Origin of the sequence: Pseudactinotalea terrae (genome assembly GCF_009733845.1) — a bacterium.
In the GTDB taxonomy this organism is placed as follows: domain Bacteria; phylum Actinomycetota; class Actinomycetes; order Actinomycetales; family Beutenbergiaceae; genus Pseudactinotalea; species Pseudactinotalea terrae.
Genome location: NZ_WNXZ01000001.1, coordinates 1,205,489 through 1,224,419 on the forward strand (window position 1 = coordinate 1,205,489; position 18,931 = coordinate 1,224,419).

Annotated in this window: 20 protein-coding genes; 12 read left to right on the forward strand and 8 right to left on the reverse strand. The window is 69.4% G+C overall.

The window, feature by feature from the left end:
• Positions 1-24: 24 nt before the first annotated feature.
• The 4 genes from GPA03_RS05885 to GPA03_RS05900 form a co-directional block, all read right to left on the reverse strand.
• A complete protein-coding gene (locus GPA03_RS05885) occupies positions 25-705 on the reverse strand; it encodes a hypothetical protein (RefSeq protein WP_156250981.1) in 681 nt (226 codons plus the stop codon).
• 304 nt (positions 706-1,009) lie between these two features.
• Positions 1,010-1,519, reverse strand: coding sequence for a hypothetical protein (locus GPA03_RS05890; RefSeq protein ID WP_156250982.1), 510 nt, complete (start codon positions 1,517-1,519; stop codon positions 1,010-1,012).
• An 11-nt stretch (positions 1,520-1,530) separates the two neighbouring features.
• Positions 1,531-2,739: a type II secretion system F family protein gene (locus GPA03_RS05895; protein ID WP_156250983.1), complete on the reverse strand. Its 1,209-nt coding sequence runs from the start codon at positions 2,737-2,739 to the stop codon at positions 1,531-1,533.
• On the reverse strand, positions 2,739-3,809 hold the full coding sequence (locus GPA03_RS05900; protein WP_156250984.1) for a type IV pilus twitching motility protein PilT: 1,071 nt from the start codon (positions 3,807-3,809) through the stop codon (positions 2,739-2,741). Before GPA03_RS05900 ends, GPA03_RS05895 begins: the two co-directional genes overlap by 1 nt.
• Between GPA03_RS05900 and GPA03_RS05905 the strand changes: the two genes are divergently transcribed.
• Positions 3,808-3,999, forward strand: coding sequence for a hypothetical protein (locus GPA03_RS05905; RefSeq protein ID WP_156250985.1), 192 nt, complete (start codon positions 3,808-3,810; stop codon positions 3,997-3,999). The two genes, GPA03_RS05900 and GPA03_RS05905, sit on opposite strands and share 2 nt — an antisense overlap.
• A 19-nt stretch (positions 4,000-4,018) precedes the next feature.
• Here GPA03_RS05905 and GPA03_RS05910 read toward each other — a convergent pair whose 3' ends face one another.
• Entirely contained in the window at positions 4,019-5,665 is a 1,647-nt protein-coding gene (locus GPA03_RS05910) for a GspE/PulE family protein (RefSeq protein WP_156250986.1), read from the reverse strand.
• A gap of 83 nt (positions 5,666-5,748) precedes the next feature.
• On the opposite strand from GPA03_RS05910, the gene pilM reads away from it, so the two are divergent.
• Genes pilM through GPA03_RS05925 form a run of 3 tightly spaced genes read left to right on the forward strand, consistent with a single transcriptional unit; the run spans position 5,749 to position 8,419 of the window.
• On the forward strand, positions 5,749-6,873 hold the full coding sequence (pilM, locus tag GPA03_RS05915; RefSeq protein WP_156250987.1) for a pilus assembly protein PilM: 1,125 nt from the start codon (positions 5,749-5,751) through the stop codon (positions 6,871-6,873).
• 11 nt (positions 6,874-6,884) lie between these two features.
• Positions 6,885-7,628 carry a hypothetical protein gene (locus GPA03_RS05920; protein ID WP_156250988.1) on the forward strand — a complete coding sequence of 248 codons (744 nt, stop codon included), beginning with the start codon at positions 6,885-6,887 and terminating at the stop codon, positions 7,626-7,628.
• Positions 7,628-8,419: a hypothetical protein gene (locus GPA03_RS05925; RefSeq protein ID WP_156250989.1), complete on the forward strand. Its 792-nt coding sequence runs from the start codon at positions 7,628-7,630 to the stop codon at positions 8,417-8,419. Before GPA03_RS05920 ends, GPA03_RS05925 begins: the two co-directional genes overlap by 1 nt.
• Before the next feature lie 62 nt (positions 8,420-8,481).
• On the opposite strand, the gene GPA03_RS05930 is transcribed toward GPA03_RS05925, so the two are convergent.
• Both GPA03_RS05930 and GPA03_RS05935 read right to left on the reverse strand, forming a co-directional pair.
• Complete coding sequence (locus GPA03_RS05930) at positions 8,482-8,835, reverse strand: hypothetical protein (RefSeq protein WP_156250990.1); 354 nt, start codon at positions 8,833-8,835, stop codon at positions 8,482-8,484.
• Positions 8,836-8,864: 29 nt separating this feature from the next.
• Complete coding sequence (locus GPA03_RS05935) at positions 8,865-11,279, reverse strand: hypothetical protein (protein WP_156250991.1); 2,415 nt, start codon at positions 11,277-11,279, stop codon at positions 8,865-8,867.
• A 732-nt stretch (positions 11,280-12,011) separates the two neighbouring features.
• Between GPA03_RS05935 and GPA03_RS05940 the strand changes: the two genes are divergently transcribed.
• From GPA03_RS05940 to GPA03_RS05955, 5 genes are all read left to right on the forward strand, one after another.
• Entirely contained in the window at positions 12,012-12,440 is a 429-nt protein-coding gene (locus GPA03_RS05940; RefSeq protein WP_156250992.1) for a hypothetical protein, read from the forward strand.
• An 87-nt stretch (positions 12,441-12,527) separates the two neighbouring features.
• The gene (locus GPA03_RS22435; RefSeq protein WP_162458271.1) at positions 12,528-12,929 is read left to right on the forward strand and encodes a hypothetical protein; all 402 of its coding nucleotides are present in this window, start codon (positions 12,528-12,530) and stop codon (positions 12,927-12,929) included.
• Positions 12,926-13,420 carry a DUF4262 domain-containing protein gene (locus tag GPA03_RS22440; protein WP_162458272.1) on the forward strand — a complete coding sequence of 165 codons (495 nt, stop codon included), beginning with the start codon at positions 12,926-12,928 and terminating at the stop codon, positions 13,418-13,420. Before GPA03_RS22435 ends, GPA03_RS22440 begins: the two co-directional genes overlap by 4 nt.
• A gap of 20 nt (positions 13,421-13,440) precedes the next feature.
• Positions 13,441-14,088 (forward strand): hypothetical protein, encoded by a 648-nt coding sequence (locus GPA03_RS05950; protein WP_156250994.1) that lies wholly within the window; start codon positions 13,441-13,443, stop codon positions 14,086-14,088.
• 52 nt (positions 14,089-14,140) lie between these two features.
• Positions 14,141-14,746: a hypothetical protein gene (locus tag GPA03_RS05955; protein WP_156250995.1), complete on the forward strand. Its 606-nt coding sequence runs from the start codon at positions 14,141-14,143 to the stop codon at positions 14,744-14,746.
• A 21-nt stretch (positions 14,747-14,767) separates the two neighbouring features.
• Here GPA03_RS05955 and GPA03_RS05960 read toward each other — a convergent pair whose 3' ends face one another.
• Complete coding sequence (locus tag GPA03_RS05960; protein ID WP_156250996.1) at positions 14,768-14,989, reverse strand: hypothetical protein; 222 nt, start codon at positions 14,987-14,989, stop codon at positions 14,768-14,770.
• A 256-nt stretch (positions 14,990-15,245) separates the two neighbouring features.
• Here GPA03_RS05960 and nrdI point away from each other — a divergent pair, with 256 nt between their 5' ends.
• The 3 genes from nrdI to nrdF all read left to right on the forward strand — a co-directional run bounded on the left by nrdI (position 15,246) and on the right by nrdF (position 18,854).
• On the forward strand, positions 15,246-15,659 hold the full coding sequence (gene nrdI, locus GPA03_RS05965) for a class Ib ribonucleoside-diphosphate reductase assembly flavoprotein NrdI (protein WP_156250997.1): 414 nt from the start codon (positions 15,246-15,248) through the stop codon (positions 15,657-15,659).
• Complete coding sequence (nrdE, locus tag GPA03_RS05970) at positions 15,656-17,776, forward strand: class 1b ribonucleoside-diphosphate reductase subunit alpha (RefSeq protein ID WP_156250998.1); 2,121 nt, start codon at positions 15,656-15,658, stop codon at positions 17,774-17,776. The genes nrdI and nrdE overlap by 4 nt, the downstream gene beginning before the upstream one ends.
• 100 nt (positions 17,777-17,876) lie before the next feature.
• Complete coding sequence (gene nrdF / locus GPA03_RS05975; protein WP_156250999.1) at positions 17,877-18,854, forward strand: class 1b ribonucleoside-diphosphate reductase subunit beta; 978 nt, start codon at positions 17,877-17,879, stop codon at positions 18,852-18,854.
• The last annotated feature ends 77 nt before the right edge of the window (positions 18,855-18,931 follow it).

Here is an 18,931-nt window from a genome sequence, read left to right on the forward strand (position 1 = left end):
CGCTCGCGTCCCGTCGTCGTACCTTTACAGCCCGAGCAGGGTCCGGATGGGTGCCATCCGCACCCACTCCACGGCCCCGAGCACCTTGCGCGCCGCCGCTAGGAGGTCCACTCCGCTCTCGGGGTCGACCTCGGAGGAGATGAGCAGCCACCGCGCCGTCGCCGTCATCATCGAATCGTCCCCCGCCGCACCGGCGATCTGGACGAGATAGGCCATGACGGCACCGGCGGCCCGCTCGGGGCCGCTCTGCTCGCCGGCACGCACCAGCATCGAGTCGACGTAGTCCTTCCACTGCACCTCACCCAGCACGGACCGGCGCCACTGCTCGGTGTGCACCTGCGGTGCCCGGGTCAGCCACGGCGGGGCGGTGAAGCTGATCGGCAGGTTGAACCCCTCCAGGGCCCCGGCCAGCGCCGCCCGCGTCGAGGCCAGCGCCGAGCCCGGGTCGACCGCGTCGCGGGGGGCGATGCCGATGACGGTACGCATCACCTGGGAGGCCAGGTCGAAGAAGGTCTCGACCGGGTCGTGAGCGCCGGAGGCCTTGGTCCACAGCACTGCAGAGACACGGTGGACGTCAGCCATCGTCTGACACGCCAGGGCGTCGGCGAAGTGCTCGGCAGCGGCCAGCTCACCGGCCAGGGTGGTGTAGCGGCGGCTCAGCCACGTCTCGTGACTGCGGCGGCGCAGCGCGGTCGAAGCGGTCATCAGGCACCTGCCGGGGACATCGCTCGGGTGCCGGGTCGGCGCCACAACAGCAGCCTCGAGCGCACCGCACCGCATCCGGCGCGCAGGGCCGGGAGGTCGGCTGGGATCGCCGGGACACCGTCACGAGGCCTCATCTCAGAGCCGCTCGGCGCTCCATGCGCCGCGACTGCGCCGAGGAGGTCGTGCGCGGTCCGCGTCCGGGCACGCGAGGTCGTCGCGGTGCGCGCAGCCCACCAGGGTCCTTCCCGCAACGTGCACCTCCTATGTCCAGAGCGGTCCTACCTGCGTATGTGCGGCAGGAGCCTCAGGCCGGCCGGATGGCGGCGACCTGCGCCGGGTTCAGCCGCACCCGGGAACCGTCGGGCTCCTCCAGCTCGATGAGCCATCCGCCCACGTGCAGCTCACCGGTGTAGGTGCTGCCGTCGGTGAGGGTGGCCTGGGCCTCACGCCCCTGGCCCGCTGCGAGGTCGACCCGGACACCGGTGGCCAGCGTGTACCGCTTGGAAGCCGCGGTCGCCAGTCCCCGGTGCACCCGAGGAACCGGGAACGCCTTGCCGACCGCCTCCAGCACCATCTCCTCGCAGTAGTCGCGGGTGGGCCCGACCCCTGCGGCGATCGTGACCGGGGTGTTCTCCGGGTCGGCGGTGACGTCCCAGGACCAGCGACCCGACTCGCAGATGATGCTGGCCTGGAACTCCGAGGCGGGGTCGCCGACGTGGTCGGAGCGCCACACGTACTGCAGGTACTCCTGGCCTGTCGCGGAGAAGTCCCACGGCACGGCGGATCGGGCCTCGAGGTTCGGGGAGAAGACCATCGGTCAGTGCCTCACTGGATCAGGTCGAAGACGGCGAACATGGGCATGTACATCGCCACGATGAGCCCACCGATCAGTGCGCCGACCACGACGATGAGGATGGGCTCGAGGATGGAGGACAGCTGCTTGGTGGTGGACTCGATCTGCTGGTCGTAGAAGTCGGAGACCTTGACGAGCATGTCGTCGATGGCGCCGGATTCCTCACCGGCGCGCACCATCTGGGAGACCAGGGTGGGGATGTGGTTGCCGTCGGAGAGGTGGTCCGACATCGGACGGCCGAGCTCGACGTGCTCGCGGGCGGCCATCAGGGCGTCGGCGATGACCTTGTTGTTGGCGGTCGGGGCCGACTTCTCGATGGCGGTGACCAGCGGCACCCCGGAGGAGAGCATGACGGCCAGCACGCGGGTGGCGCGGGCCACGGCGATACGACGAATCAGGCTGCCGAAGATCGGCAGCCGCAGCAGCGCCGGGTCGAGCTTGGCGCGCACCGCGTCGTCGTTCTTGTGGCTGCGCCACCAGAACCCGAACGCCACACCGGCCACGACCAGCGGAGCGATGGCGACCTTGAGGACGTCGGACAGGGCGATGGCCACCCGGGTGGGCAGCGGCAGCTCACCACCGAGGTCGGCGAACATCGTGGTGAAGATCGGCAGGACGAACAGCAGCATGCCGATGGCGGCTGCGACCCCGACGCACAGCACCACGACCGGGTAGGTCGCGGCCGACTTGATGTCGGAGGCGAGCTTGACCTGCTTCTCCATGGTGTCGGCGGCGGAGAGCAGGGCCTGCTCCAGGAACCCGCCGGCCTCGCCGGAGGAGACCTGGGAGACCAGCAGCGGCGGGAAGACCTTGGGGTGGTCGGTCATCGCGGCGGACAGGCTCTGCCCGGCTTCGACCTTCCCGCACACGTCCTCCAGCGCCTCCCGCAGTGTGGGGTGGGTGGTCTCGGCGGTCATCATCTCCAGGGCACGCATGATGGGCACACCAGCGGAGACGATGGTGGCGAACATGCGGACGAACACCGACATGTCGCCGTGCTTGACCCGCTTGGGCCCACCGATCTGCATCTGCAGGCCGGTACCGACCGGGCTGATGCGCAGCACGGTCAGCCCACGCAGCTGCAGCGAGGCGCGGACCTCGTCCTCGTCGCTGGCCTGGGTGCGCTCGGTGATGATGCGCTGGTCCTTGGGGTCCAGCGCACGGACCTCGAAGCGGGCCATCAGAGCTGCCTTCCTGTCGCGACACCGTTGCGGCGGCACCGGTTGGTGAACTCGGCCTGGTCGTGCGCCAGTGCCAGGGCGTCGTCGTAGGAGACCTTGTCGGCCACCACGAGCCGCACCAGGTCGGTGTCCATGGTGTGCATGCCGGCCTGGGCGCCGGTCTGCAGCGCGGACTTGATCTGCTCGAGCTTGCCGGAACGGATCTGGGAACGCAGCCCGTGCTCCATGAGCATGACCTCACGTGCCGGGACGCGACCGCGGCCGTCCTTGGTCTTGACCAGCGCCTGCACGATGACGGCCTCCAGGGCTGCGCCGAGGTTCTGCTGGATCTGGTTCTGGACCTCGTCGGGGAACATGTTGACCAAGCGGGAGACGGTCTCGTGGGCGCTCTTGGAGTGCAGGGTCCCGAAGACCAGGTGGCCGGTGTCGGCCGCCTCGAGCGCGGCCCGGACCGTCTCGAGGTCCCGCATCTCACCGACCAGGATGATGTCGGGGTCCTGCCGCAGCACCGCTCGCAGACCGGAGGCGAAAGAGTCGGTGTCGTCTCCGACCTCACGCTGGCTGACGACCGACAGCTGCGAGGAGTGGGTGAACTCGATCGGGTCCTCGATGGTGACGATGTGCGCCTTGCGGGTGCGGTTGGCCAGGTCCACCAGCGAGGCCAGCAGGGTCGACTTGCCGGACCCAGTGGGGCCGCACACCAGCACCAGGCCGCGGGTCAGCCCGGCTAGCTTCTGGATGGAGTCGGGCAGGTCCAGCTCGTCGGCGGTCCTCACCTTGGTAGGGATCAGGCGCATGACGGCGCCGATCTTGCGGCGGTGGCGGAAGATGTTGACACGGAAGCGGGCCTTGTCGCCGAGGGCGTGGGCCAGGTCCATGTCGTGGTGCTCCTCGAACACCCGCCGGCGGCGCTCGTCCATGATGGCGTAGAGCATCGCCTCCAGGTGCCGGGAGGCGATGGGGCCGTAACCGGGCATGTCGATGAGGTCGCCGTGCAGACGCACACGCGGCGGGGCGTCCGCGGCCAGATGCAGGTCGGAGGCGTCGTTGCGGTACACCCACGTGAGCATGGCGTCCAGGGTGATGCCCGTCCCGGGGGTGTGGACCTGGGCGCTGCTGACCCGCTCCACGGCCGGGGTCGCCGTCGCTGCGGGGGCCGGCGCCGGGCGCGGCAGGGTCGCCGCGACCGGAGGCGGGCTGGGCCGCGCCGGCAGCGTGGGCGCAGGCTGGGCCTCCCGCGAGAAGTACGAACCTGTCTGAGCTGTCACCTTTGTCTCCTCTACGCCACAACTCGCAGCACCTCGGAGATCGTGGTGACCCCCTGTGCGACCTTCAACCAGCCGTCCTCGCGCATCGGGCGCATGCCCTCGGCGCGGGCGACCTCGTGCAGCTCCAACCCGGAGACGGAGCCCCGGACGATGGCCTTTTCCACAGCGGGCGAACGCGACATCGCCTCGTGCAGGGCGATACGGCCCATGTAGCCCTCCGAGCAGCGGGCGCAGCCGACCGGGCGGAAGAACGTGGGTTCGACCCCCTCGGGGAGCACGAAGCCGATGTTGGCGGCCAGGTCCGGGTCGAGCTGCTCCGGTGCCTTGCAGGCCTCGCACAGGCGCCGCACCAGCCGCTGCCCGAGCGCGCACTCCACGACCGAGGACACCAGGAACGGCTCCACCCCCATCTCGACCAGGCGCACCACGGCCTCGGGGGCGCTGTTGGTGTGCAACGAAGACAGCACGAGGTGACCGGTCAGGGCGGCCTCGATCGCGATCGTCGCGGTCTCCTTGTCGCGGATCTCACCGACCAGGATGACGTCGGGGTCCGAACGCAGGATGGAGCGCAGCGCACCGGCGAAGGTGACACCGGCCTTGGGGTTGACCTGACGCTGGCTGATGCCGGCGATGCGGTACTCGACGGGATCCTCGATGGTGATGACCTTGACCTTGGGGTTCACGATCTTGCTCAGAGTCGCGTACAGCGTGGTCGACTTGCCCGACCCGGTGGGCCCGGTGGCCAGCAACATCCCGTTGGGCTTGGCGAAGCCGGCCGACCAACGCCCGTAGGTGTGCTCCGAGAGCCCCAACCTGGTGATGTCCATGTTGGAGGCGGAGTTGTCCAGGATCCGGATGATGACCTCTTCGAGGCCGGAGGCCACCGGCGCGGTGGCGACACGCATGTCGACGGTGCGTCCGGTGGTGGGGAACCTGATGCGGCCATCCTGCGGCTTGCGCTTCTCGGCCGGGTCGACCTCGGCCATGATCTTGAGGCGGGAGATGACCGACTCGGCCACGCTGCGCGGGATGGCCTCACGCTCGGTCAGGACGCCGTCGATGCGGTACCGCACCCGCAGGTGTGCGGTGGTCGGCTCGAAGTGGATGTCGGAGGCGCGGTCGGTGATGGCCTGCTCCAGGTGCAGGTTGACCAGCCGCACACCAGTGTCCAGCCCGTTGCCGCCGTCCCCCACGGCCAGGGCCAGGCGCTGCATCTCCGCCTCGTTGCGGTACAGCGCGGCGATCTTGGCGCGGATGTCCTCGGCGCGGGCGATCAGCCACCGGTAGGGGGTGGAGCCGAGCTTGAGGCCGAGGTCGACGTTGACCTGGCTGTTCTTCTGCGCGTTCGGGGTGCCGGCGATGATGAGCGAGGAGCCCTCGAACCGCAGCGGCACGACGCTCCAGGCCTCGGCCTGCTCGCGGGTGAGCAGCGCGACCGCCTCCGGGTCGGCCGGTTCGGCGGCCAGGTCCTCGGTGACGTTCAGCCCCGAGGAGCGCACGACGGCGACGAACACCTGGTTCTCGGTGAGCCCGCCGACGGTGACCGCGACCTTGGCCTGGGTGAGCTGGTGCTGCTGGGCGTGGCTGCGGATGAGATCCGCGGTCTGGGCGTCCACGAGCCGGGCGCTCTCGAGCACCGACGCGACGTCAGCCGCCATCCCCCGCCACCACCTTCCACAACACTCCGTCTGGGTTCACCGAACTCACGTCAGTGTATGACACACTGTACCCGGAAGCCGCGATGCGCGCCCGCGCGTCGCCGAGCAAGTCGTTCGCCGAGATGAGGAACAGCATGGGGTCGGTCGTAGGCCTGGACATCGGGACCACGGGCGTGCGTGCGGTCGAGACGACCACCAGCGCACGCGCGGTCACCGTGCGTCGAGCTCATGCGGTGCCGCTGGCCAGCGGCACGTTCAGCGAGGGCGTACTACGCGACCGCACCGCACTAGTGGCGGCATTGCGTCAGCTGTGGCGCCATGGACGGTTCCGCACGAGGCGCGCCTCGATCGTGGTCGGCTCCCACCCAGCCGTCCTGATCCGACCTGCGACCGTCGACTGGCTGGCCGCGCGAGCGGACATGGACGCCATCGTCGCCGTCGAGGCCGACAAGCGCCTTCCGGTCGGCACCAAGAACATGTACGTCGACTACCACATCGCCGATGTGTATGACACTACGAGCGAAGACGGGGACGTCCGCACCCAGGCGTCCGTCGCGGTCGTAGGGGTCGACAAGGTCACCCTGGAAGCCATCCTGGACTGCGTGTGGGAGGCGGGTATCCGGCCTTCCGGTGTCGACGTCACCGCGTTCGCGCTGGCCCGCTTCATCAACCAGGCCTCCTCCGGCCCCGGTGTGGTGGACGCCGTCGTCAACCTCGGAGCCACCACGGTCACCATGGCCGCCGTCGTCGACAAGCAGTTCGTCGCCGAGCTGCCCTTCGGTCAGTTCGCCGGAGAGAACCTCACCCAGGACATCTCCCTCAACCTCGGCATCTCCACCGAGGAGGCCGAGGCCCTCAAGCTGATCGACCACTCCCAGCCGCAGCACCACCCCAAGTACCAGCCCGAGGATCTGCACGACGTCGCCCAGGCAATCTCGGCGTGGTCGACCTCGCTCGTGCGCGAGCTGCACCGCGGCGTCTCCGACATGGCCCACACCCTCGGCATGCCGGTGGGCCGGGTGTGGCTGACCGGTGGAGAGTCCCGGCTGCCCAACCTCGCCCCCCGCCTGTCCGCCGAGCTCGGCGGCTCCAGCCGGGTGGCCGTGCTCGACCCCACCGCCTGGGTCTCCCACCCCGAGAAGCTGCAGGCAGTCACCGAGAAGACCGACCAGGACCTGACCAGCGCCGTCGCGGCGAGCGTCCGTTGAAGGGAACAGCGATGCAGCTGAAGCTGAGCCGCAAGAAGAAGGCCACCGGTGGGCAGAAGTTCCAGGCCACGCCGCCGCGGGTCGACGTCCTGCCGGCTGCGCATCGGGCACGACTGGCCACCATGCGCAACCGCCGGCTGGTCGTGGGCGCGACACTGGCCTGCGCGGTCGGGGTCCTCGGCACCTGGGGCGCCGGCACCGCAGGCATCGCCGACCTGGAGGACCAGGTCGCCACCGCCGCCGAGCGCGGCCGCGTGCTCTCCGAGCAGGTGGCGGTCTACTCCCCCGTCACGAACCTCGCCACCCAGACCGAGGCGCTGAACACCACGATCCAGTCCCAGACCTCGCGCACCGTCGACCACGGCGCGGTGATGCAGCGGTTCCTGGACGCGGTCGGCCCGTACCTGCAGGTCACCTCATTCCAGCTGATGACGGTCACCAGCGAGAACCCCGACGTCGACTGCGTCTCCACCGACCCGTTCAACCAGGTCCCGCTGGCTGGCTGCATCTCCTTCACCGGGAACCCGACGGCCGGCGGTGCCACCCCCTCGGGTGTGCTGAACGCCCTGGGCCGCGACACCTGGTTCGCCGACCCCTACCTGCCGGCGCTGGCCGGTGACGGCTCGCTGCAGGGCAGCGTCGGCCTCAGCGTCGAGGCCTTCAACCAGATGCAGAGCGACACCGGCGAAGGCACCGACCCGACCAGCGAGCTCCCCGAGCCCGAGACGACCCCGACCTCCGAGGACGGCCAGTGATGAACCTGCTCAAGGACAAGACCACGGTGCTGGCCGCGATCGGTTGCCTGGCCGTGGCGGGCGGCGGTTTCCTGGGGCTCATCAGCCCGCAGCAGGACCAGAAGGCCGAGCTCACCCAGACCCTCCAGGCGCAGGAGCAGTCCAACCTCTCCCTGGATCAGCAGCTACCCCTGCTCAAGGCCCGCCTGGCCGGCATCACCACCCAGATCGACGCGTTGCGCGACCTGTCGGCCCGGGTGCCGTCGCAGATCGACCAGGCGGACCTGTACGACCAGCTCGGCGCGATCGCCGCGACCGCAGGCATCTCGGAGGTCACCAACCTCTCGATCTCGGTGCCGCAGATGGTTCAGGCAACCCCCGACGAAGGACCCGCCCCCGATGACGGCGACGGCGGCGACGCCCCCGCCGCGCCCACGACCCCAGCCGCAACGCCGGTGCTGGCCTACTACGACCTGTCGATGTCGGTGCGTGGCAGCACCGAGCAGGTGCTCGCGTTCCTGGACGGACTGCGAGACGCCCCCCGCATCAACGTCGTCTCCAGCTCCTCCATCGCCGCCGACGAGGACGCCGTCACGCTGAACATCAACACCCGAATGTTCCTGCAGCAGGTCGACGTCGAGGGCCTCGCCGCGCAGATCGAGGCGCTGGCCGGCACCGCGCAGGCCGAGGAGCTGCCGGAGCCGACGCCCGGCGAAGACCTCGAGGAGCCGACGCTGCCGGAGGACCTGAGCACCACCGCGCCCGAGGACCTGCCGAGCATCGACCCGGACACCGCCGTCAGCAACAGCTGAGCCCAGAACACGAAGCGGCCGCCCCGACTGGGAGCGGCCGCTTCGCTGTCTTGGGTGCCCGGTCAGCCTTGGCCGACGACGGCCTTCTGCTTGGTGATCGCCACCACCGGGGTGGTGACGCGTTGCGTGTACACCGCGTCCGCGGCCAGTGGTTCCAGGAGCAGCACCGCCCGCTGACCCACACGCAGCTCGCCCACGGTGACCGTTCGCTGCTCGTCCACGGTGTTGACACCCAGCAGCCGTATCGGCTCTCGGTCGCGACGCAGGTTCGCGCTCTCCTCGGTCTGACCGGGCAGTCGGGACACGGTGCAGCCGTGCTCGTTGTGGGTCAGCTCGTACCGGGTTCCGCTGGCGGTGGCCAGCACCCAGGTGCCGTGCCGGTCACTGGGCCGAAGCCGGGTCAGAGACTGGTCCATGTGTCCCTCATGTGCGGCGGGTCGGCTGCTCATGACTGCTCGGCCTCGACGGAAGCCCACTGCACGACGTCACCATTCCAGGGCGCCTGGGGTGCCTGGCCGGCGAGGATCTCATCGAAGCTCACAGGCGTTGCGGCCTGGGCTGGCGCCTCCTCGACAGGCAGGGCGGTGGCGGTGGCGCCGGCGACCTGGTCCAGTAGGTCGTCGAGCTCGTCAGGCTGCTCGCCGTGCTCGAGGTCGGCCAGCGCCTGCTCGAAGGCGTCGACGCTCTGGCTGTCAGCCATGTCCTCGACGCCCAGCGCGAGACCCTCCGGGGCGTCGCCGTGGACGGGGTCTGTCTCGACCTGCTCGGGAAGCATCTGCGGGACCGGGGTGACCGCCTCGTCCGTGAGCTCCTCGAAGTCCGGCGCTACAGGAACCTCACCCAGGTCGGCCTCGACGCCGACAGCGGGCTCGGGGTCGTGACCTGCGAGCAGGTCCTCCAGCGCCGAGTCGATCGATGCCGGGGCCGGTGCCTCGGCATCGATCCCGGCCTGCTCCTGCACCTGCTGCGCGGTCGTGACGGTGGGCTGGCCGGTGAGCTCCGGCATGCCGTCCAGGACCGCGGTCAGGCGCTCGTGAAGGGTACGCAGCGAGGCGACCAGCGGGTCGGAGTCGAGCTGACCGGTGTCGTCCAGGTCGCGCACCACCCGGACCCCGAGCTCGGCCTCGTACCCGACTGTCATGACTTCCTCCACCAGCGCCGCGGCTGCCTGACCCACCAGGACGACCTCGGCGCTGACGCGGTCCAGGTGAGCCTGCGCGGGATCGAGCACGGTGCGCACGACCTCCTCGCGGCCCTCGACCGCCTGGGCCAGCGGCTGGTGGTAGTTCGCCTGCGCGTCCTGGGAGATCGAGTCGAGCTCGCTCTCAGCCTGGGCGACCTTGGTCTGCGCCGCCTGCAGGTGGTCCTGGGCGGCTGCGAGAGCACGCTGCGCCGCCTCGACGTCGACGTGGGCCTGCTCGGCGTTCTCGCGGGCCTGCTCGACCTGCTGCTGGGCGGAGCGCTCGGCGGCGAGGTAGACCAGCCCTTCCTCCTCGAAGCTGCGCAACCTGGTCTCGGCGTCCTCGACCTGCGCGCGGGCGGCCTGCGCCTGGGCTTCTGCGGCCTCGACCTGCTGCCGTCCGGCGTGCGCGTCAGCGGCCATTGCCTCGAGCTCGACGATCTTGGTTTCCAGCTCGCCCAGGCGTGTGCTGGCCGCGGCTGCGGCCGCGACGAGTGCCTGCCGGTAGACCGACTCGCGCAACGCCCGCTCGCGGTCGTTGGCGGAGGCGTCCACCCAGGTGCGCATCTGCTCGGCGCCGGAGCCGCTGAGCGTGTCCTGGGCCAGTGCGACGTCGGTGCCGTGGGCGACCTCGACCGCGCCTTCCAGAGGGTTGGCGGCCAGGGCGTCCTCTGTGGCCGGTCCAGCTGCGGGGACCTCGGGCTCAAGCACCGGCTCGGCCGTCTGCCCGGGCACCTCGACGCCCAGCTGGGCGTAGACGTCCCCCAGGTCGGCGTCACGCTGCTCGACCTCAGGCTCGACCTCAGGCTCGGGCTCGAGCTCGGGCTCGGGCTCGAGGTCGAGGTCGTCCTGGACCGGCTCGATGGGCTGCTCGACGGCGGGGCGCTCCACCTCGGCGACCGCCTCGATGCTGGCCCACTCGTTCGCGGTGTCCTCCAGCGACTCCGGCACCGGGTAGACCGGCAGGTCACCCGACATCGCCATCAGGCTGGGCTGCAGCGTTCCCCCGTTGAGCACGACACGTGCGGCGGCGGAGAGCAGCTCGTACCGGGTGGTGCCGAGCGTGCGAGCGACCTCGTCCACGGGTGCCTTGCCGAGCAGCAGCGGGTGACCGGGTGCCTGCAGCACAAGCTTGCCGCAGGCGACCGAGGCGGGCCGGGCGCCGCCGGCGAAGCCTTCCTGTGCGGCCAGGTAGTCGGTCAGGATCGCCCAGGAGGAGACCAGGTCGTCGACCCGGGCGGTCACGTCGGCGAGCACGACCTGCCACGGGGTGGGGTAGAACTTGTTCGTGGTGACGCTGGCCCGGCGGTTGCGGCGCACCTTGGGGTTGCGCCACGTCAACGCGGAGGCGAGCAGACCGTAGGACCAGTTGCGCACGATGCGGTCGACGTCGTCGGCGCCCAGGCCCTTGCCCTCGGTGTCGCTGTTGATGCGCTCGTAGAGCCATCGCAGGTGGTCCTGGCCGGTCGGCTCGTTGCCGGTGTAGGCGACCGCGAGCTCATGGGTGGGGAAGGTGAACTGCGGGCTGTGGACCGCGATGACCTGTCCGGCCTCGAGGAAGACGATGACCTCCAGGCCGTTGGCGGCGGCCGAGATCGACCCGTCGAACCCCTTGCTGGCGTAGGTGCGCAGCTCGTCGAGGAACGGGCTCGAGGCGTCGACCCGGTTCGAGCTCGTCATCAACAGGCTCCTGTCGTAGGGCGTCGGGGTGCGCCGATCGCGCACACCATCGCACACGAGTGTATTACACGTCTGCCGCTACAGCACCGGCAACACGCGGACACGCAGCGGTCCTGTGTCCTACACCCCGCGAGCAGTCAGGGCCCCGACGGAGTTGCGCCCCCACCCCCTGCAAGCCCCTGACCTGCGACAACGCCCCGAACCAGGGATCCCGACGGAGCTCGACGGACTTTTCGAGACCCCAACTCCGTCGGGTTTGCGACACAAAGTCCCAGGTCAGAGCCCTACAGGTACTACTTTTTCCTTGTTGAACGGAGAAACGGAGTAAGTAGAGGGGATCGCGTATAGGGGACTGTGTGTGCAAACTTTCCCCCTCTGCCCTCCCCCACCCCCGGGACGGCACCCGACGGTTCTTGCACACACACAGCCCCCAGTAGGACCCCCTGAAAACTGCTCCGTCCGTCCGTTTCTCCGTTCATGCCCTCTGACCTGCGAAAACACCCCCACGGCCCGACGGAGCAACGGAGCAAAACTCCGTCGAGACGACCGCAACCCCGGTCGAAGCTCACGAATCGGACCCCGGATCGGGGCCCTGCACGACGGCCGAAGGGAGGCTTCCACGTCTGCGCGCACATGTGCGCGCGCCCCCGCGCACATGTGCGTACGCGCGCGCAGACGTGAGAACCACCCCACGCCCGCCCCAACAGCGGGTCGTCCGCACATCTACCGGACATGACGCTCACCGCTCACCCCACCACCGCCACTCAGACGCGCGTGCCCGCTGGCGTGCACACCGGTGGCCGGTTCACCACCACCGCCAAGGGCGAGCCGGCCGTCACGCTGAGGTCCCCCACCTACCCCGGCGCCCCTCGAGAGGTCGCCACCGCGCTCGGCGTGCTCGCCCGGCACGGCGCCCGCATCACCAGCCTGGCAGAGGGGCGATGCTGGGAGGTCCGACTGCACCGGCCCGGCCACCAGGCGCTGTTCGAGATCGAGGTCGACCAGGGGCGCGTCAGTCCCGAGGTCTACCACCACTGGGCCGACACCTCGCCCGACCCCCGCGCAGCCGAGGACGACGAGGGCACCGTCATGGTCGACTGGCAGCACCCGCACGCGGTCGCCTACGCACTGCTGCGCCGAGCCGGGATCCCCACCGACTGAACCGGCACCCGATGGCACGGTGCCGCACATAGGGCGCACATGCCTCTCGCCCCCATCCTGGGCCGACCACGCCCAGCGACCACCCCGATGACGCTTCGACCGGCCTCGGTCATCGCTACCCCCGGCGGCCCGACCCGCAAGCTCGTCTACTCGGCCATGTGGGTCACCGATATCCGTGGCGGCATCGCCGTGTGCCTGGGCCGGCCCTGGGCCCTGGTGCACACCGAGGACGAGCCGACGTTGCAGGACTTCCTCGAGCAGTTTCAGCCGCGCCTGTTCAGCGACACCCACGAACGCGCAGCCCGCTACGACGGCAAGAACTTCGTCCTGGACGAGCCGATGTCGCCCCGCAAACGGCTCGGCATCGGACGGCTCCTGCAAGCCGCGCACGGCAGCCTGCTCGCCGCCCACAAGGCCAAGGACGAAGCCTGGCCTCTGCCCGGCACCAACTGGACCCCGTGGCTGCGTCCCGAGAGCCAGGCCCCGTGAGCGGAACCTCCTGGCAGACCCTGCTGGCCCGCTGCCGAGCCGACATCAACCGCACCGGTCTCGCCATCGTGACCGCCTTCGACGTCGAGCTGCGCAGCCTGTACAGCTACACCGTCGGTCTGTCCGCCCACGAGCACCCCGAGCTGGTCGTGGTCGGGCTGCGCCGCAGCATCGCCGAGCCCGCGTTGCAGGCGGCAGCCGACGGCGCCGGGGTGCTCGACCGCGGCCTGCGTCACGGGGACCAGGTCCACGGCATCCTGGCCGGGGTCGCGCTGCGTGCGGTCTCGGTCCTGGACACCAGGAGGTTGCTCCCGGCCGCCAACGAGCTCTACGCCCGACCCGGCCTGCCCGTGGACGCGTTGCAGCTGGTCTACCCGGATCGGACCGGCCGCATGCCGTGGCAGACGCGAGCCGACCAGAGCGTCCCGCTGCTCGGGTTCGGTGTGCTTGCCCAGGACGTCAGCATCGACCACCTGCCCGGCACCTGGTAGGTCCCGCACATCCATCTGGCATGACCACCACCCCGCTCCGAGTCCCCCGCGGCGTGCGCACCGGCGGCCGATTCGCCTCCACCCCGCGGCCCGAGCCGTCCGCCGACGTGCTGTTCGGGCTGACCGATGCCGGGTACACCGAGCCGCCGGTCCGGCTGCACGCGATCGGGTTCAACGACGAGCAGACCAGCTGCGACAGCTGCGGCCGCCAGGAGCTGCGCGGAACCGTGGTGCTGGCCGACGACGACGGCGTCGAGGTGGCCCGCATGGGCACCATGTGCGCGGGCCGAACACTGCGTCGCAGCCTGTCCCGCCAGGACGCCACCCGTATGGAGCGCCACCGCCGCGCGGATGTGGTCCGCATGCTTGCGGCCGGTGAGCACAACCTGGAGCGCGGCCACCTTGCCGCCGCGGAGATGGAGATCCGTGACGCCCGTCGTCGTGGCCTGCACCGTCCCGCCGAGCTTGAGCTGGCCGCCGGCATCGAGCACGGCGTGGAGCTGGCCCGTCGCGCTAAGCCCGAGCGGTGGGGTTACCAGAGTCCGGGCCGCCCGGTCGTGGAGCTCGACACCCGCGAGCAGGCGCAGGCGTTCGCGCAGCGTCTGGCCCGTCACGGGGCCCGCCTGGTGCAGCACACCGGTGCCGGCTGGCAGCCCACCGCCGCCTGAGTGCCGCACACCCGTTCGATCAGGGTGTGGTGACCCGCACATCTACCGGGGCATGAAGCTGACCGAGAAGCAGTGTCGCGTACCGGCCGGTGTCAAGGAGGGGGGACAGTTCTCCGCAGGCACCCGCGCCGAGCCCGATGTGGCGCTCGTGGCGCCATCGAGGCGCCCCTTCGACGAGTTCGGCTTCCCCACCATCGCGTGCGGCCGCTGCAACGGCACCGGCAAGTCGCTGTACAGCCGAGACCTCGGCCACAACCGCTGCTTCGTGTGCAACGGCAGCGGCCGCTCCTACGAGCGAGGTCTGGTCTCGGACATGGTGCGCGCCTTCGGCAAGGCTCAGATGGAGGCATCCCGGCCGCGGGTGCGTCAGCTGCGCAAGGGCGATCTCATCTCGCAGGTCTACCACGACCCGGGCAAGGCCCGGTGGGCGCGCGTGACCGGTGTCTGGGCCATCCCCTCGCGCCCGGTGAAGTGGGACGGCGAGGGCGCCCAGCGCCGGCCGGTGGAGTTCGAGGCACGCGTGGAGCTCAACGACGGCACCGTGCTGCGCACCTCCACGAACGCCGTCGTGGCCCGGCGCGGGGCCCAGGTCGACCCCGAACCGTTCCTGCAGGCGCTGCATCAGCAGCAGGAACAGCGGGCCAGGCAGCCGGTGTGACCGCGAGCCCGGCCCGAGCGTTCAGCCCTGCTGGCGTCGCGCCCGCCGGGTCCAGGCCTGGTCGATCTCCTTGAGCCACCACAGCCCGGACAGCATCAGCACGATGCCGGTCCACGGGCGCAGGTCGGCCCACAGCACCATCGCCAGCAACGAGATCAGCGTGGCCAGCGCCGCGGCCGCGCCGGACCAGTTGATGGGCAAGCCGGCGCGCAGCGCAGCGGTCTCGGTGCTGTGGGTCGTCATGCTTCCCAGATGTGCGGCACCGGCGCACGGTGAGCCCTGTGCCCTGCGACGCAGTGACGCAGCGCCTCCGGAACGCCCGGTCGCGGTGAAGCTGTCCGCCTGATCGGAGCTGTGTTCAGCGCACGGCTTCACGCTTGCAGCGGGCTGCCAGGGCAGCCGAACCCCGGTCCGGGCCGCAGCCGGCAGGGCCGAGGGCGCCCGCACATGTACCGGGTCCACCCACCCGAGACCACCACATGTAGGAGGCAGCAGACCCGTGAGCTCGCTGGTCTACTTCTCCTCGGTCTCGAACAACACCGCCCGGTTCGTCGACAAGCTCAGCCTCCCGGCGCATCGCATCCCGCTGCGTGCCGGCGACCCCGCACTGCACACCCAGGACCCCTACGTCCTGGTCGTGCCGACCTACGGCGGCGGCAACCACGGCGGCGCAGTGCCCAAGCAGGTCATCCGGTTCCTGAACGACCCGGACAACCGGGCCCTGCTGCGCGCGGTGATCGCCGCCGGCAACACCAACTTCGGCCAGGCGTACTGCCTCGCCGGACCCATCATCGCCGCCAAGTGCGGCGTCCCCTACCTGTACGGGTTCGAGCTCATGGGCACCCCCCACGACGTGGAGACCGTGCGCACCGGCCTGACCACCTTCTGGAACCACACGGAGACCCCACGATGACCGAAACCGCCCTGGACCACCACGCGCTCAACGCGATGCTCAACCTCTACGACGCCGACGGCAAGATCCAGTTCGACGCCGACAAGCGAGCGGTGCGCCGGTACTTCCTGGACCACGTCAACCAGAACACGGTCTTCTTCCACGACCTGCGCGAGAAGCTCGACTACCTGCTCGAGAACGACTACTACGACCCGGCCGTGCTGGCCAAGTACGACTACGCCGACATCAAGGCCACCTTCCAGCGTGCCTACGCCCACAAGTTCCGGTTCGAGACCTTCCTCGGGGCGTTCAAGTTCTTCACCTCCTACGCGCTCAAGACCTTCGACAGCAAGCGCTACCTGGAGCGGTTCGAGGACCGGGTCGCCATGGTCGCGCTCGGCCTGGCCGACGGCGACGTCGACTTCGCCGGCAAGCTCGTCGAAGAGATCATCACCGGCAGGTTCCAGCCCGCCACCCCGACATTCCTCAACGTCGGCAAGGCCCAGCGCGGCGAACCCGTCTCCTGCTTCCTGCTGCGCATCGAGGACAACATGGAGTCCATCGCCCGCGGCATCAACTCCGCCCTGCAGCTGTCCAAGCGCGGCGGCGGCGTCGCGCTGCTGCTGAGCAACCTGCGCGAGTACGGGGCACCGATCAAGCACATCGAGAACCAGTCCTCGGGTGTCATCCCGGTGATGAAGCTGCTCGAGGACTCCTTCTCCTACGCCAACCAGCTCGGCGCCCGGCAGGGCGCCGGCGCGGTGTACCTGCACGCCCACCACCCCGACATCATGCGGTTCCTCGACACCAAGCGTGAGAACGCCGACGAGAAGATCCGGATCAAGACGCTCTCCCTGGGTGTGGTCATCCCCGACATCACCTTCGAGCTCGCCAAGAACAACGAGGACATGTACCTGTTCTCGCCCTACGACGTCGAGCGCGTCTACGGGGTGCCGTTCGCTGAGGTGAACGTCACCGAGAAGTACCGCGAGATGCTCGAGGACGGCCGGATCAAGAAGACCAAGATCAAGGCCCGCGACTTCTTCCAGACCCTGGCCGAGATCCAGTTCGAGTCCGGCTACCCGTACGTGATGTTCGAGGACACGGCGAACCGGGCCAACCCGATCGAGGGCAAGGTCACCCACTCCAACCTGTGCAGCGAAATCCTGCAGGTGAGCACCGCCTCGACCTACAACGAGGACCTGTCCTACGCCCACGTCGGCAACGACATCTCCTGCAACCTCGGCTCCCTCAACATCGCCAAGGCCATGGACTCCCCCGACCTCGGCGCCACCATCGAGGCCTCGATCCGGGCACTGACCGCGGTCAGCGACCAGACCAGCATCGACGCGGTCCCCTCCATCCGCAAGGCCAACGACGCCGGCCACGCGATCGGTCTGGGCCAGATGAACCTGCACGGCTACCTGGGCCGGGAGCGCATCCACTACGGCTCGCCTGAGGCGCTGGACTTCACCAACATCTACTTCTACACCGTCGCCTACCACGCGGTCCGCGCCTCGAACCTCATCGCCATCGAGCGCGGCCGCGCCTTCGAGGGGTTCGAACGGTCCAAGTACGCCACCGGCGAGTTCTTCACCAAGTACATCGAGCGGGCGTGGCGCCCCAAGACCGACCGGGTCCGCCGCATCTTCGCCGCGGCCGGGGTGCACATCCCCACCCAGGAGGACTGGCGCGAGCTCGCCGGCTCGGTGCGTGAGCACGGCATCTACAACATGTACCTGCAGGCGGTCCCCCCGACCGGGTCCATCTCCTACATCAACCACTCGACGAGCTCGATCCACCCCATCGCGGCCAAGATCGAGATCCGCAAGGAGGGCAAGCTCGGCCGCGTCTACTACCCGGCGCCGGGCCTGACCAACGACAACATCGAGTTCTTCGCCGACGCCTACGACATCGGCTACGAGAAGATCATCGACACCTATGCCGAGGCCACCCAGCACGTCGACCAGGGCCTGTCGCTGACGCTGTTCTTCCCCGCCGACGTGACCACCCGCGACCTGAACAAGGCGCAGATTTACGCCTGGCGCAAGGGCATCAAGACCATCTACTACGTGCGGTTGCGCCAGATGGCTCTGGAGGGCACTGAGGTGGAGGGTTGCGTCAGCTGTGCGTTGTGAACCCACCGCCGGCGCGGCACCTGAGGTCGCGCCGGCTGCCCGGGCAGGCACCCCCGTCCGGTCAGCACCGAGCACCGAACACCCATCCCACAGGAGCATCATGACCACCTCCACCCCCAAGCTCATCGACCGGGTCACGGCGATCAACTGGAACCGCATCGAGGACGAGAAGGACCTCGAGGTCTGGGACCGCCTGGTCGGGAACTTCTGGCTGCCGGAGAAGGTGCCGGTCTCCAACGACATCTCCTCCTGGGCGAGCCTGTCCGAGGCCGAGAAGACGATGACGACCCGGGTCTTCACGGGCCTGACGCTGCTGGACACCATCCAGGGCACCGTCGGCGCCGTCAGCCTCATCCCCGACGCGCTGACCCCGCACGAGGAGGCTGTCTACACCAACATCGCCTTCATGGAGTCGGTGCACGCCAAGTCCTACTCCTCGATCTTCTCCACGCTGGTCTCGACCAAGGAGATCGACGAGGCATTCCGCTGGTCGGAGGAGAACCCGCACCTGCAGCGCAAGGCCGAGATCATCCTGGACCGATACCACGGCGAGGATCCGCTCAAGCGCAAGGTCGCCTCGGTGATGCTCGAGTCGTTCCTGTTCTACTCCGGGTTCTACGCCCCGATGCACTGGTCCAGCCGCGCCAAGCTCACCAACACAGCCGACCTGATCCGGCTGATCATCCGCGACGAGGCCGTGCACGGCTACTACATCGGGTACAAGGCCCAGCGCGCTCTGGAATCCGCCGACGCCCAGCGGCAGCAGGAGGTGAAGGACTACGCCTATGAGCTGCTGCTCGAGCTCTACGACAACGAGGTGCACTACACCGAGGACCTCTACGACGAGCTCGGACTGACCGAGGACGTCAAGGCGTTCCTGCGGTACAACGCGAACAAGGCCCTCATGAACCTCGGGTACGAGGCGCTGTTCCCGAAGGAGGAGACCGCGGTGAACCCCGCGATCCTGTCAGCGCTGTCACCGAACGCCGACGAGAACCACGACTTCTTCTCCGGGTCCGGGTCCTCCTACGTCATCGGCAAGGCCGTCGAGACCCAGGACGACGACTGGGACTTCTGAGTTCAGTCGCCCCGCCCCGCGCGGGGGTACGCGGCCCGATGCCGCACATCTGCCACTGGCAGCCGCATCCCGACCCT

Bases quoted from the DNA above. Each gene is read 5' to 3' on its own strand.
- GPA03_RS05890 (WP_156250982.1), bottom strand. From the start codon at position 1,519: ATGGTCTTCTCCCCGAACCTCGAGGCCCGATCCGCCGTGCCGTGGGAC.
- GPA03_RS05960 (WP_156250996.1), bottom strand. From the start codon at position 14,989: ATGACGACCCACAGCACCGAGACCGCTGCGCTGCGCGCCGGCTTGCCC.
- GPA03_RS05935 (WP_156250991.1), bottom strand. From the start codon at position 11,279: ATGACGAGCTCGAACCGGGTCGACGCCTCGAGCCCGTTCCTCGACGAG.
- GPA03_RS22435 (WP_162458271.1), top strand. From the start codon at position 12,528: ATGACGCTTCGACCGGCCTCGGTCATCGCTACCCCCGGCGGCCCGACC.
- nrdF (WP_156250999.1), top strand. From the start codon at position 17,877: ATGACCACCTCCACCCCCAAGCTCATCGACCGGGTCACGGCGATCAAC.
- GPA03_RS05955 (WP_156250995.1), top strand. From the start codon at position 14,141: ATGAAGCTGACCGAGAAGCAGTGTCGCGTACCGGCCGGTGTCAAGGAG.
- GPA03_RS05910 (WP_156250986.1), bottom strand. From the start codon at position 5,665: ATGGCGGCTGACGTCGCGTCGGTGCTCGAGAGCGCCCGGCTCGTGGAC.
- GPA03_RS05920 (WP_156250988.1), top strand. From the start codon at position 6,885: ATGCAGCTGAAGCTGAGCCGCAAGAAGAAGGCCACCGGTGGGCAGAAG.
- nrdE (WP_156250998.1), top strand. From the start codon at position 15,656: ATGACCGAAACCGCCCTGGACCACCACGCGCTCAACGCGATGCTCAAC.
- pilM (WP_156250987.1), top strand. From the start codon at position 5,749: ATGCGCGCCCGCGCGTCGCCGAGCAAGTCGTTCGCCGAGATGAGGAAC.
- GPA03_RS05950 (WP_156250994.1), top strand. From the start codon at position 13,441: ATGACCACCACCCCGCTCCGAGTCCCCCGCGGCGTGCGCACCGGCGGC.
- GPA03_RS05940 (WP_156250992.1), top strand. From the start codon at position 12,012: ATGACGCTCACCGCTCACCCCACCACCGCCACTCAGACGCGCGTGCCC.
- GPA03_RS05885 (WP_156250981.1), bottom strand. From the start codon at position 705: ATGACCGCTTCGACCGCGCTGCGCCGCCGCAGTCACGAGACGTGGCTG.
- GPA03_RS05905 (WP_156250985.1), top strand. From the start codon at position 3,808: ATGGCGTCCAGGGTGATGCCCGTCCCGGGGGTGTGGACCTGGGCGCTG.
- GPA03_RS05925 (WP_156250989.1), top strand. From the start codon at position 7,628: ATGAACCTGCTCAAGGACAAGACCACGGTGCTGGCCGCGATCGGTTGC.
- GPA03_RS05900 (WP_156250984.1), bottom strand. From the start codon at position 3,809: ATGCTCACGTGGGTGTACCGCAACGACGCCTCCGACCTGCATCTGGCC.
- GPA03_RS05895 (WP_156250983.1), bottom strand. From the start codon at position 2,739: ATGGCCCGCTTCGAGGTCCGTGCGCTGGACCCCAAGGACCAGCGCATC.
- GPA03_RS05930 (WP_156250990.1), bottom strand. From the start codon at position 8,835: ATGGACCAGTCTCTGACCCGGCTTCGGCCCAGTGACCGGCACGGCACC.